The organism is Caldisphaera sp. (assembly GCF_023256325.1).
Lineage (GTDB): Archaea > Thermoproteota > Thermoprotei_A > Sulfolobales > Acidilobaceae > Caldisphaera.
The window spans coordinates 1-13,116 of record NZ_JAGDXI010000030.1 but is presented as its reverse complement, the minus strand read 5'-3'; the positions used below and the strand labels follow the sequence as shown (position 1 = coordinate 13,116).

At 29.2% G+C, this 13,116-nt stretch carries 14 protein-coding genes; 7 read left to right on the top strand and 7 right to left on the bottom strand.

Annotated features, from left to right (window positions below; genetic code table 11):
* Positions 1 to 254 precede the first annotated feature (254 nt).
* Positions 255 to 674, bottom strand: coding sequence for a glycine cleavage system protein GcvH (gcvH, locus tag Q0C16_RS04380; protein ID WP_292319871.1), 420 nt, complete (start codon positions 672 to 674; stop codon positions 255 to 257).
* 128 nt (positions 675 to 802) lie between these two features.
* Between gcvH and Q0C16_RS04375 the strand changes: the two genes are divergently transcribed.
* Positions 803 to 1,987: an aminotransferase class V-fold PLP-dependent enzyme gene (locus Q0C16_RS04375; protein ID WP_292319870.1), complete on the top strand. Its 1,185-nt coding sequence runs from the start codon at positions 803 to 805 to the stop codon at positions 1,985 to 1,987.
* Here the strand turns inward: Q0C16_RS04375 and Q0C16_RS04370 are convergent.
* The 6 genes from Q0C16_RS04370 to Q0C16_RS04345 form a co-directional block, all read right to left on the bottom strand.
* Positions 1,977 to 3,071, bottom strand: a complete 1,095-nt coding sequence (locus Q0C16_RS04370; RefSeq protein ID WP_292319868.1) for a radical SAM protein — start codon at positions 3,069 to 3,071, stop codon at positions 1,977 to 1,979. The genes Q0C16_RS04375 and Q0C16_RS04370 overlap by 11 nt on opposite strands.
* 199 nt (positions 3,072 to 3,270) lie before the next feature.
* Positions 3,271 to 4,116: a hypothetical protein gene (locus Q0C16_RS04365; protein ID WP_292319866.1), complete on the bottom strand. Its 846-nt coding sequence runs from the start codon at positions 4,114 to 4,116 to the stop codon at positions 3,271 to 3,273.
* A 40-nt stretch (positions 4,117 to 4,156) separates the two neighbouring features.
* Positions 4,157 to 5,413 carry a metallopeptidase TldD-related protein gene (locus Q0C16_RS04360; protein ID WP_292319864.1) on the bottom strand — a complete coding sequence of 419 codons (1,257 nt, stop codon included), beginning with the start codon at positions 5,411 to 5,413 and terminating at the stop codon, positions 4,157 to 4,159.
* Positions 5,406 to 6,761: a zinc metalloprotease TldD gene (gene tldD / locus Q0C16_RS04355; protein ID WP_292319862.1), complete on the bottom strand. Its 1,356-nt coding sequence runs from the start codon at positions 6,759 to 6,761 to the stop codon at positions 5,406 to 5,408. The genes Q0C16_RS04360 and tldD overlap by 8 nt, the downstream gene beginning before the upstream one ends.
* A gap of 42 nt (positions 6,762 to 6,803) precedes the next feature.
* On the bottom strand, positions 6,804 to 7,202 hold the full coding sequence (locus Q0C16_RS04350; protein ID WP_292319873.1) for a single-stranded DNA-binding protein: 399 nt from the start codon (positions 7,200 to 7,202) through the stop codon (positions 6,804 to 6,806).
* Positions 7,203 to 7,259: 57 nt separating this feature from the next.
* Positions 7,260 to 8,525: an MFS transporter gene (locus tag Q0C16_RS04345; protein WP_292319861.1), complete on the bottom strand. Its 1,266-nt coding sequence runs from the start codon at positions 8,523 to 8,525 to the stop codon at positions 7,260 to 7,262.
* 238 nt (positions 8,526 to 8,763) lie between these two features.
* Between Q0C16_RS04345 and Q0C16_RS04340 the strand changes: the two genes are divergently transcribed.
* From Q0C16_RS04340 to Q0C16_RS04315, 6 genes are all read left to right on the top strand, one after another.
* Positions 8,764 to 9,030, top strand: a complete 267-nt coding sequence (locus Q0C16_RS04340; RefSeq protein ID WP_292319860.1) for a ferredoxin — start codon at positions 8,764 to 8,766, stop codon at positions 9,028 to 9,030.
* Positions 9,031 to 9,090: 60 nt separating this feature from the next.
* Positions 9,091 to 9,651 (top strand): hypothetical protein, encoded by a 561-nt coding sequence (locus Q0C16_RS04335; RefSeq protein WP_292319858.1) that lies wholly within the window; start codon positions 9,091 to 9,093, stop codon positions 9,649 to 9,651.
* Positions 9,652 to 9,691: 40 nt separating this feature from the next.
* Positions 9,692 to 10,336, top strand: a complete 645-nt coding sequence (locus Q0C16_RS04330) for an ATPase (RefSeq protein ID WP_292319857.1) — start codon at positions 9,692 to 9,694, stop codon at positions 10,334 to 10,336.
* Between the two features lie 62 nt (positions 10,337 to 10,398).
* Complete coding sequence (locus Q0C16_RS04325) at positions 10,399 to 11,343, top strand: NAD(P)-dependent oxidoreductase (protein ID WP_292319855.1); 945 nt, start codon at positions 10,399 to 10,401, stop codon at positions 11,341 to 11,343.
* Positions 11,340 to 12,359, top strand: coding sequence for an aminotransferase class V-fold PLP-dependent enzyme (locus Q0C16_RS04320; RefSeq protein ID WP_292319853.1), 1,020 nt, complete (start codon positions 11,340 to 11,342; stop codon positions 12,357 to 12,359). The genes Q0C16_RS04325 and Q0C16_RS04320 overlap by 4 nt, the downstream gene beginning before the upstream one ends.
* On the top strand, positions 12,352 to 13,116 hold a 765-nt coding region (locus tag Q0C16_RS04315; RefSeq protein ID WP_292319851.1), incomplete at its 3' end, for an ARMT1-like domain-containing protein. The genes Q0C16_RS04320 and Q0C16_RS04315, both read left to right, overlap by 8 nt.

The following is a 13,116-nucleotide window of genomic DNA, read 5'->3' as shown; positions in this document are numbered from 1 at the left end:
TCAAGCTTATCTCCATATTTTCTCTTTATCTCAACAGCAGCTCTAAGACCTGCAAGGCCTGCACCCAAAACTATAATATCATGAGTTATAGTCTCCACAGTCAATTCGGTGTACGCCTCTTAATTCACAATTTAAACATTAATATCTGAATTTAAAAGGTCTATTATTATAGTTGTATAATACAGTATATTATGTTTTAATATAAATTAATATTACTGCTAATATAAATTAATGTAAACTTGGAATTAGAGAAATCATTTTCTTTTTGATATGTTTTCTACATATTGATTATGAGTAAGAAATTCTTCTTTATTAAAATTATTCATTTCTATAACTGCAATCCATCCATTATCATAGGGTTCTTTATTAATTAATTCCGGCTCATCTAGAAGCCTCTCATTAGTTTCTACAACTTTTCCATCTATTGGAGAGTATACTTCGGCAGTAGCTTTAACAGATTCCAATACTGCCAAAGTTCCATTTTTGCTTATGTTTGAATCTTTCTTCGGTAAGTCTACGCCTACAATATCTTTTAGTTGTTTTTGGGCAAAATCTGTAATTCCTATTCTTGCATTTTTACCTTCTACTTTGATCCATTCATCGCTGTTGGTATAAAGAACTGAATCATCAATTATAACGTTCAAATTTCCTATCTTAACTTGATATCTACTCATAAATTTCACCCAATATTATTTGCAAATACAGAAATTTAAACTTTTAAATTTGTTTATGTTAGATTATAATTTTTTATGGGTAAAGGTTATTAAACGGATATTTGAATACTTTATTAGGATCAAAATTGATGAAAAATGAATTTGAAGTTTTTAATAAGTACACTTATTTAAATTGGGCATCTGTAGGAGATCCTCCTTATAGATCTATAAAAGCAATGGAAGACTACTTAGAAAATTTGAAATCTACACCAGATGAGCTAACTACATCTAACTATTATGGTAGCATAATTGATGATATCAAAAACAATTTGGGAAAGTTAATAAATGGCAAAAAGGAAAATATAGCCTTAATAGGTAATAGCACAACCCCAGCTATTCAAACTGCTATGAATTCAATAAATCTCCAAAAAGGAGATGAAATGATTGTATTCGACCTAGATTTTCCAACGGTTTATTCGGAATCATTAAAATGGAAAGAAAAAGGAGTCAAAATAAAAGTCATTAGAAACAAAAAAGGAGATTATAATATAGATGATATTTTGCATGAAATTAATAAAGAAACGAAAGTAATTTTAACGAGCTCCGTTTTTTGGGTTAATGGACTTATGCTTGATATAAAAGAAATGGCTGATGCTATACATGAAAATGATGGCTTTTTAGTAATTGATGCAATACAGCATATTGGACAATCAATTTTTGATGCATCAAAGAACAAAGCAGATTTTGTCGCATTTGGAACCCAAAAATGGTTATTATCTCCTTTTTCAGTAGGGGTTCTTTATATAAGTGACAGAGCACTTAAGCTGACAAATCCTCCAAATTACGGATATTTAAATTTAGATGTGGGGATGAGTTGGGATGAATTCTGGGGTTATGCAAATAAATCACCAGCTAATGAATACAAATTGAAAAGAGAAGGTGCAAAATCATATGAAACAGGGGGCTTCTTTTCAATACCGTCCTTAATAGGTCTTAGAGAATCATTAAAACTAATTAATGATATAGGAATTGAAAATATCAATACCCATATATTAAAATTAAGGAGGATACTGGTTGAACATTTGATTGAGAACGGAATAGAAATAGTTTCTCCATTAGATGATAAAAAAGCATCAGGAATATTAACATTTAAATTGTATCCTAATATCTATGATAACTATAAAGTTGTTGATGAACTTTATAGGAAATTCTTTATTAAAGTTTCAGGCAGAGCAAGTGCTGGTATAGGAGGTATAAGGGTTTCAATTCATTTCCCGAATGAAGAAAATGACGTATATAAGTTAATTCAAGCATTAAAATCAATTAAAACTTGAAAACGCAGTTTTGATCTTTTATCATATTATTATTTATTGTTCTTGCTAGGCAACCGCCTTGGCATAATGATGATATACTACATTGTTTACAATCATTTAAATTTAGCCACCAATCTTTTCTAAAAGTTTTGAACTTATTTTTCCAAATATCCTTTAGATCATTTTTTGTAGCATTTCCTTCTTTAAACATTGGATTTATTAAAAGTTCACAACCATATATATCACCATTTGCATCAATAACAAATCTAGACCTACCGGCGGGACAAGAATAATAATTAGCTTTAATTTTATTTTTTAGAGATAAATATACATCGTAAATATTATTCAAATAAAATCTAAAACCATTGGTTGTTATTTTGATTTTATGATTATCCTTAATTTCTTTGATTTTTTTATAAGCTTCAATAGCAGAATTTCTTTTTAATAATAAGTTGTTTAATTTTGCCCTTCCGAATATTTGGACTGGAGAAAAATTAATTGACTTTACTCCAAGGTTTTCTGCTAAATCAATCATTTCTTCTATATAATCTTTATTGTGTTCTGTTATAACATAGCTGATAGATGTAGGTATTTCCGCTTTTATTAAATTCTTTACTCCATTTACTGCTAAATTAAAGTTATTCTTTCCTCTTATTATAGAATTTATACTTTCATTTGGGCCATCAATACTTACTTGAACTTCATTAATTTTAGATTTCTTTAAAGTTTCTGCGATTTTATCTGATACTAATATACCATTAGTACTCAAGCTAGTATATAACCCTAAAGTAGTAGAGTAATGAATTATTTCAAATATTCCATCCTTTAATAAAGGTTCACCACCTAATATATATAAAACTTTTGTGCCTAATTCGCTAAGATTTTTTATAATATGCTTCCATTCTTCTTTTCCAAGTTCATCATTTAAAGGTTTTCCAGCGGATATGTAGCAATGAGTGCAATTTAAATTGCATTCTCTGGTTATGTATATTGTTACTTGATATGGATTATTATCAATTAGATGCTGTCCATTTGATTCCAGATGTGATAGTGGGGTTGCTGGGCAATCTGCTAAGAACGTCATTTCATCAAAAGATAATTCCATCATATACCCTATTTTTCACTAAATATTTTAGACCTATAAATTAGTATTTTATACATGTAAATACTTTATAATAATAGAAAGTTCTCGATTAGTTCTACTGTATTAAACTGTTATCATAAATTTTAAAAAAGTGAGATTGAAAAAATTTTACTTTAGATAAAAATTTGAATTCTTTTATAGAAAATCTATTACCTATTGATTATTTGTTTTCAAAATTAATCAATTTATTATAGAGATCATCTAAAACATAAAAAACATTTTCTCTATTTAATCCTTCTATTTCAATTTTTTTAAATCTTGCTTTTATTCCATAAAAGTAAACTTCATTTATAGGGGTACCTTCCAAAGCTAATACTGCATTTATGGGCTCCATTGGAGGAGACGCGTAAAAGTTACCTGTAAGCAATATATGCTCAATATAATTGCCCTTAATTTTAGCATTCAAATTAATAAAGAATCCATTATTAGTTGAAGATGAAGATAGCTCATAATTTTTATTTCCATAAAGAATCCAACTATCTTTTAAATAAGAATTGGCAACTTCTTGGCTTGATTTTGCATTTATTTTTTCTTCGATTACATTTTCAAATAAATGCTCTATACACCAATTAACATCTTTGGTATTATTATTTGTTATTATTTCTATTAATCCTACATTTCCCAGCTTTGTTATACCATATAAAAGTTTCTTATCCCTTGATAATGAAATCCCAGCATACGGCTCAATCCCAGATACACATTTAGCGATATTTTTAGCTCTATCATTAATTTTTTTAAGTGTTTCAACTCTACTAGTTAAAATAGTTATATATTCATAATCTTCGTGAAAGCTTATTTCAGGACCTCCAGTTAATCTCCTATAAGTGTTTTCTTTGCTGGTATATTTATAATATAGACCTATCGAATTTCCTGCTTCTTTTAGATAAGTTAAAAAAATATATGTAGAATTAATTTCTTTAAACAAATTTTTTATTATTTCTTCAGTAAACGCTTGGGCCTCATTAAATTTTAGCTTCTCTCTATTTATTAGGAATTTTGTAATCAAATTTTCACCAATTAATATTATAATTTAAAAGCTAATTAATTTATGCAATGCTTAATCCTGATACTTTCATTTTACCAGAATATACTTTATCATAGGATATAACATCACTACTAAACCCAATTATTTTATTTAGCAAATCTTTTATGTTTCCAGAAATAATAATTTCTCTAAATCCTCCATCTTTATCCCATGAAACGTTAGCTGAAACACTGAAGTCTCCAGTATCGAAGTTGCTTGTATGAACTCCTTGAACTTGATCTATATATATTCCATCATCATCTTTAAAAGATTTTCCTTCGAATACTAAATTACTTGTAGAAATTCCTGGTAACGAATTAAATGATCTAAAAGCTGAATGCGTGTTCTCCATGTTAGCTTTCTTTGACCAATAAGTATTGGAGAGATACTTCATTAATGTACCATTTTTTATTATTTCTGTTCTAATTGATGGTAGCCCTTCTCCATCAAATTCTCGAGACCAAGGTAAATAAGGTATCAAAGGATCATCTGTTACACTTATTTTTGAATCAAATATATCGTTTAACTTAAACGGTGTTCTATTTCTGTAGTAACTTTCTAAAGTTATTCCATTCGTAAGCAAAGGAACTACAAGCTCATTTATAGCCTTTTGAGTAAATATAATGTCTATATTCTTTTTATTGTTTTCAAATTTTCTTCTTCTTTTAGTTATATCTATTTTTAAAACTAGGTTATTTAATAGATTATCTATGTTAATTTTTTTAAAGAATTTTGACGATTCTCCCTCATAAATTTCAGGCCCTACCTCATCACCAAGGTAATTTGCTACCCCTCCTATCCATATAAATGATGTTTTTGATTTAGAATCTAAACCAAGACTGTTCTTAACTTCAATAGTTGTATATCCTGCTACAGCTCTTTGATTGATAAAATTAACCTTATCTGATATGGAATCTAACGATTCTATATAATACTTCAAATTATCAATTGGATTTACTACACTTTCGTCAAATATACCTTCTAATTTAACTTTTCTTGAGTCATAAGATAAAATATTAGCTTCATCCTCTTTTCCTGCTGCAAGAGAACTCACTGCCAATTCATATAACTCGTCAGATATCTTATTTCCATAAGAAAAGCCTAGCTTTTTATTTTTTATAATTCTTAGGCCATACCCATCTTCCTCATATGCCATACCGTGCTGTTCATTCTTTTCTTTAGAGACTTCATAGACTTTAATCTTAACGTGCAGTATTTCAGCTTCTGCATTTTCTTTAGATGCTTTATTTATTATGTAATCTAAATCTTCTTTACTCATTGGAGCCACCTACCTTAATTTTCTCTACTTTTACATAAGGACCTCCAGTACCAACATATACGCTTTGTCCCATTTTACCGCAAACTCCGGGCCAGACATTGAAATCTTTTGAAACATCTGTTATTTGAGATAAAGTTTCTAATGTATATCCTGCTATACCGACATTTCTTAAAGGATACTTAATTTCTCCGTTTTCTATTTTATATCCCTCTTCTATGCCAAACTGGAAGGTTCCATCTGGACTCGTTTGACCGCCGAGGACTGAACTCATCAAATATCCTTCTTTTATATCTTCCAACATTTCATCAAATCTAGATTTTCCAGGCCTGAAGTAAGTATTTCTCATTCTTATTAATATGCTGCTTCTAAAATCCTCTGATCTACCATTGCCTGAAGGCAATTCATTTGTATATAATGCATATGTTCTATTGTTTAAAAATTCTTTTACAATACCATTTTCAATTATATTTACTTCTCTACCTTCGACTCCTTCATCATCATATGGTGTTATCCCTATAGCTGTTGGATAATCAAGATAAGGAGAATCTGAGACGTTTACTATATCTTTAGCAATTTTTTTACCTTTAAGCTTGCCTAATATGCCAGATATGGCTAAATCTGCTTCTGCAAGATGACCTAAAGCTTCATGAGCGAATACTCCACTAACCTCTGGAGATAAAATAACTTTGGCCTCTCCTGCCTTAGCTGATTTCCCTTTTAGTTGCATGGATACCTTATTTAATAATTTATTTACTGATTCATTTATATCAAAAACTTCTATAGGGTAACCAAGATATGTTGATAAAGAAATATGGGAACTGACATTTATATTGTTTTCTCTAGCTACAGCTGAAATTGATAAAGATGATATTTTGTATTTTATTTCTATATCTCTTCCATCACTGCTTAGATATTGTTTTTCAATTGAATTTTCAGAATATCTGACGTTTATCGATTTGATCCTCTTATCTGCATTAAGTATTTCTTCTTTAATTTTTGATATATCTTCAATGATTTCGTTAGGCTTTTTGCTATTAGGATATTTTTCTTTTATAATAACAATATCTTTTTTTGGCTTTAACTGGTAGACATTTGTTTTTTTATCACCCACAGCTAGTAATAAAACATCTTTTAAATCAAGGTTATTTAAATTGGTTGTAAATTTATAGCCAAAATTTCCCTTATATAATACTCTTATTGCATATCCTTCAGATATGCCGTTATTAGAAATAATATTTCTTACTTCGCTGCTGTTAGCAATTAATGTCTTGCTTTTCATATATCTTATATCAGCAAAATCTGCTCCCATAGATAAAAGTGAGTTTAGCTTTTCTTCCAATTTAACCACTAATAATATAGAAAATGATTGAAAAATATAAAGTTTTGTTATTTAATATCTTTTTCTATAAGAAGGCTTTCTACCATAACCACCGTAACTTCTTCTTTCCTCTTCAACTACCCTATCCGACATATTATTATTTGTATTCACATTTTCTATTTCTTTTTCAGATACTGTTATTGTGCCATTACTTTTGTTTAATGATAGTCTCATGCTTCCTTTGAATGTTGAAACAAAGGCGTTTTGGATTTTTATTGTTTCTCCCTCTTTTACTTTATTTATAGAGTTATCCCATAGAGTCATAATTATTGTACCGCTCTCGTCTCCAACCAATACATCAGAAACCTTATGAGACATGCCATCTTTTCCAAATACATTCCTAGGTTCTGATACCTTCATGACCTTTACACTTATTTCCTCAACAGCGCTTTTAGGCGCTAATTCATTCACTTTCAATTCTTTCGCCAATTACTAGTTAAAACCTCTGTTAATAAATTAACATGAAGATTATCTCGGTATTCTTTCTATGGTCCTAAATATAAACACATTAATCAATAGTATAATAGCTGCTACAATATATGTTAAGCCAAAGCCCATGTATCTAGCCATATAACCAGAAATGAATGATCCAAACGTGGTTGCTATTCCTGTCAATGTGCTATATACCCCTAAAGTAGAGCCTTCTTTTCCGCTTCTAGCAATTTCAAAAATCATTATGCTCGTTGAAGTATAGAATATAGAGAAGGCAAGACCTGCTGCTAATGGATAGAAAATAACTCCAGTTAGTATAAGGGAAATTTTATTAACTATTAATACAGTTAATAAACCTATCATAAAATATGATGACCCCCTTATTAATAATGACATCCAAGAACTTCTAGCCTTACCGAACTTGTTAATCACTTTTGGAGAAATGTAATAAGAAATTATTTGGAAAACCATGCCTATAGAAAATATCATCAATACTAAGCTATTAGAAAGTCCTCCTGTTTTAAGTCCAGCAGGATATTCTGTATTGAATATACCAGAGGCAATGTAAAATAGGAACATACCTATATATAATAAAGGTACATAAGCCGATGGTAATGATTTTAATCTAGATAAAGAAAATATTTTGAATGAATGCTTTGATGGCAAATGTATGAAAATTGTTGGAATCTGTTTTAATCTAATTAAGAAAGATTCTAAATTATGAAGTAAAGCAGTCCTTTCAATATGTAATTCAGGTTTAGGCACAAAATATAGTGATAATCCAAAAGATATGAGAACCAGCAACCCCATTATTAATAATATTTCATTAATTTTAAAATAAAATGCTAAAATAGAAGAACCAACTAAACCAATTAAATATCCTATAGATGATAAGTAATTTAATTTAGCATAAGCTGATGTCCATAAATCCTTTCTAACGGTACTCATTATTAATAAAGAAATAGGCGTTGCGCTTGCCGAGTTTAAAAACGATAATAATGAAAATATTAGCTCAATGGATCCAATAGATCTAACATATGATATAAGAACTAATGATAATCCTACCATTGAAAAGCTTATAAGTATCTGCTTTTTCCTATCAAAATAATCAGCGGTGAACCCCCATATCAAAGAGCCAATTATACTAGATAAATTAGCTAACGAAATGGTATAAGCAACATCTATCACATTACCTCCTAATTTTAAGATTTGTAATGTAATTAGAGTTGATAGTGGTCCCATTGCTATATTATATGGTATTAAGCTGTACATCCAATTGTCTTTATATAGCTTTATCCCCACCCTCCCACCCTTCTAAACCATTTACTTTTTAAATAAAGAAGTATATTGGTTTTATTATATTTTTTGGCATAAGAGATGCAAGCTTAACACTTTAAAAATGTTTTATTAATAATTATTTCCTGTCTATAAACTTATAATAAAATCCTGTAAAGTATATATTTTTTCTTTTCAAGCTATTAAAAAATATTTACTTCTAAATAAAAACTTTTAATTAATAGAAGAAAAATGGTGAAATAACATGACCCTAAGAGTTTGGATAGAGCCTAGAGATAATTGCATAGCAGATATGGTATGTGTTAGCCTATGTGGAGATGTTTTTGAAATGTCAGATGTAGACGGTAAATCTAATGTAATTGCTAAGTGGAGAAAAGATCCTAATAACATATCAGAAGGTTTCGTCCCAGATGATTTGAAAGATTGCATAGACGCTGCTGTTCAGAGTTGTCCAACACAAATAATACATAGCGAAGTATCCCAAGAAATAGTTCAACCTCAAACAGCGTAAAAAACTATTTTTGAAATAAAAATAAATATCACAAATATTATATATATTCTGGGATATATTTTGGATGACATATTAGGAAAATACAAAGATGGGGGCATTAATTATACTTTTAGATACGCAAAAAAAGAAGATAAAAGAAAAATAATAGAATTTTACGAGTCTATGGATAATGAATCAATATATTTTAGATTTTTAAGTTTTTATAAGGATTTTTCATCACATGTTGAAAAAATATTTGGAGAAAAAAATAAATATGGATTTGCAGTTATAGGAGAGGATGAAGGGAAAAATATAGCTGCATTAGGTGAAAATTTTTCATATAGTATTGATAGTGCAGAGCTTGCATTTATAGTAAGCCCACATCATAGAAAAAGAGGGTTAGGAACTATAGTAGCGGCTTTCCTAATACTTGGTTCATATATTAGGGGAATTAAGATTATGGAAGCTTATTTTCATGCAGAAAATTCACCAGCTTATAAAATAGGATTAAAAATGGGGTTAAATATGGAATTTGAAGAAGATGTTTATCATGGTAAAGCCCCTTTGGAAAAAATATACACAATAGCTTTAAATACACTAAAAGAAAAAGGAGTGCAAGTATATTTAGATATTAAGAAATAAATTAAAAGAGATAAGCTATTTGAAAAATGGAGGGAGAATTATGGTCAAGTTATCTATGTTTTCAGGTGGAAAAGATGGGCTTAGGGCAGCACAATTAGAATGGCCAGTCGATGCTTTTTTGTTTTTGATATATGAATTCCCAGAGCCTAGTCCGCATATAGTTAACTTACAATCAACTATTGCATCGGCCTCCGCTATTGGAGTTCCAATAATTGTGAAAAGACTGCATAAAGGGAAAGAATTCAATGAAACTGTAGAACTGCTGAAAAAGCTTAATGTTGATACATTAGTAGCTGGGGATGTATATGTTGAGGATCATTTAAAATACATGGAGAAGTTAGTAAACGAGGCTGGGGCTAAGCTTAAAGAACCTTTATGGGGTTTGGATACATTAGAAATTCTTATGAAAGATATAAATGATAACTATTCGTTTAAGGTCTTGGGCGCAAGACCTAAAAAATTAAGAGAAAGTGTTGGAAAAATTATTGATAAAAGTAATGTGGATTGGTTTATTAATTTAGCAAAGGAAGATAATGCAGATCCTTTAGGTGAAAATGGAGAATACCATACGATAGTTTTAAACAGTCCATTGCATAAAGAGAATTTTAAAATTGTTGATATTAGTATTAAAGAACTAGAATGTTGCAGAATCTTATTAACAAGCAGCTATTTTAACCAACTTTAATATTTTTGAAAAAATTAGAACATTAATTTTTAGTGGGAAAAATTTATATACCCAAACAATAAGTGAAAAAAGGAGAGGTGTTCGTAATTGTCGACGCACTCGTGGTTGATAACGTACCTGATAGGCTAGTTTTTCTGTTAAGGAGTAATGGAATTAATGTAAATTATAGCCCAGGCATACATAGGGAAGAAGTCATTAAGGTTTTAAACAATTATGATATCCTTGTTTTCAGAAGCAGGTTAAAAATAGACAAGGAAATAATTGATAGTTCAAATAAATTAAGATATTTAGCTAGATTTGGGGTTGGTTTAGACAATGTAGATATAGAATATGCTATGAAAAAAGGTATAAAGATTATAAATGCTCCAAACGCACCTAGTAAAAGCGTCGCTCAACTTATAATATCAATGATATTCATTTTAGAAAGAAAACTTTATAATATAATCGATATGGTGAAAAATGGCGAATGGCCTAAAGGAAAAATTATAGGCAATGAGATTGATGGAAAGACTCTAGGAATAATAGGCTTTGGAAGAATTGGAAGGGCAACTGCAAGGTACGCATATCTATTAGGTATGAAGATATTAGCTAATGATATTATAGATGTAAGCGAAGAAGTTCAAAAATATGAGGGCAAGCAAGTTTCATTAGATTATCTTCTTAAAAATAGCGATATAATTTCATTGAGCGTCCCTTTAACTTCTTTAACATATCATATGATAAATTATGAGACTATTTCTTTAATTAAAAATAATGCAATATTAATAAATACAGGTAGAGGAGAAGTTATAGATACGAAAGCTTTATTAGAAAATATAGATAAATTTAAAGGCATTGGACTAGATGTTTTGGAGCAAGAACCTCCTAAAGATGAAATGTTCAGAAGATTAATAAAAAATGACAAAGTAATAGTAACATCACACATTGGCTCTGAAACTTATGAAGCTATGGATAGACTAACTGAAGAGTTTGCTGCAAATATTTTAAAGGAGGTTTGGAATAAATGAAATACTTAACCCCAGGGCCTATACAACTACCGAGAGAAGTATTAAATTACATTAATAATCAGCCATATTTCCATAGATCTAATGAATTTAAAGAAATTTTTTCATCTGTGATTGAAAAAATGGAAAAAATTATTGGGGAAGAAGTCCTTATATTTCCAGGAACTGGAACATTTTCAATAGATACAATGGTTTATAATTATGTTAATCCGAATGAAGATGTACTACTGATTGATATAGGCGAATTCAGCAAGAGATTAGGTGAATCATTAATTTCAAGAAATGCTAGATTGCACATAATAAAAAGTGAAATTGGTGACGTTGTAGCTCCTGATATAGTTGAAGATTATAGTAAAAAAATTAATGATTTAAAAGCAATTGCAATGGTTCATAATGAAACAAGCTTAGGAGTTGCTAACAGATATGTAGAAAAAATACAAGATATAGCTAGTTCACTAAATGCTATTTTATTAGTTGATAGCGTATCAGGAATACCTGCCGAAAAGATAGGGAAAAAAATAGATGTTATAGCAACAGCTTCACATAAGGCATTTATGTCAATCCCAGGCGCTTCAATTATATTTTATAACATTAAACCAAGAAATTTAGACAAAATACCTCCTAGCATGAATTTGAATAAGTTTATTGATATGAAGAAAAATCTTGAAACTCCATACACTCCGCCTATAAACGTTATTATGGGCTTAGATTATTCAACAAATTATATTTTAAAGATAGGCGTTGATAATTATGCAAAAATGCACAGAGAGAAAACAGATTATTTAAAAAATTTAGTTAAACTGAAACCAGTTGCAAAAGAAGAATTTAGTAGCAATACAGTTTCAGCATTTTATACAAATAATGCAAAAACAATAATAGAAGATTTGAGAAGGAAGGGTTACACCATAGCATCAGGAATGGGTAACTTAGCTAAAAATATTATTAGAATTGGAGTTATGGGAGATGTAAATTTCGATGATATAAAAAACATTGCGGAGGTTATTAATTATTATGATTGATAAGAGATGTAAACTTTGCCTGATAGAAAGTAGGGTTAACGATTTAATTAAACTGGGGAATGATGATAAAATACCAGAATTATTAGAAGAAATTTCACGCAATTTAAAAACTAATAAAAACAGGGATGAATTATTTGTAGACACCTTTAATTATATAAAAAAATTGGTAAAAAACGACGATCCTTATAATTATATAAAAAATTATTTGAATGAAATTGGTAAAAAGGCATCTTTGCTAATAAAAGAAAAACTAATAAAAAATAATTGGGATATAAATTTAGCATTGAAATTCTCAGCTGCTGCTAACATAATAGACTCAAATGTATTAGGATACGAGCCTATTGATATAAACAAGGCATTGTATGATGAACCCAAAATTTTTGGTGAAATTAAAATACCAAAAAATGAAACAATTTATTTGGTACTCGATAATTCTGGAGAAGTTTATATTGATTTGCTTTTAAAAGAAACTTTAATTAAAAATGGTTATAAAGTAAAAACTGTAATGAGGAAGGAAAGCTATGAGATAGATGTTTCGATGAATAATGAAATATTGCCAGACATAGTTGTGGATGGCAATTATTCACCGTTAAAGAGCATTAATAATGGTTTTTTAATAGCAAAAGGAATAGCTAATTTAGAGGCTTATTTATTTTCAAATCATACATTAAGCACCCTTCATTTATTTAGAGCCAAATGTTTCGTTTTAGCAGATAAGTTTAATGTAGCTAAAAACACTCCTATAATAATAAACGGT

Coding starts and splice junctions, on each gene's coding strand:
- gcvH (WP_292319871.1), bottom strand. CDS start 674: ATGAGTAGATATCAAGTTAAGATAGGAAATTTGAACGTTATAATTGAT.
- Q0C16_RS04375 (WP_292319870.1), top strand. CDS start 803: ATGAAAAATGAATTTGAAGTTTTTAATAAGTACACTTATTTAAATTGG.
- Q0C16_RS04370 (WP_292319868.1), bottom strand. CDS start 3,071: ATGGAATTATCTTTTGATGAAATGACGTTCTTAGCAGATTGCCCAGCA.
- Q0C16_RS04360 (WP_292319864.1), bottom strand. CDS start 5,413: ATGAGTAAAGAAGATTTAGATTACATAATAAATAAAGCATCTAAAGAA.
- Q0C16_RS04340 (WP_292319860.1), top strand. CDS start 8,764: ATGACCCTAAGAGTTTGGATAGAGCCTAGAGATAATTGCATAGCAGAT.
- Q0C16_RS04330 (WP_292319857.1), top strand. CDS start 9,692: ATGGTCAAGTTATCTATGTTTTCAGGTGGAAAAGATGGGCTTAGGGCA.
- Q0C16_RS04320 (WP_292319853.1), top strand. CDS start 11,340: ATGAAATACTTAACCCCAGGGCCTATACAACTACCGAGAGAAGTATTA.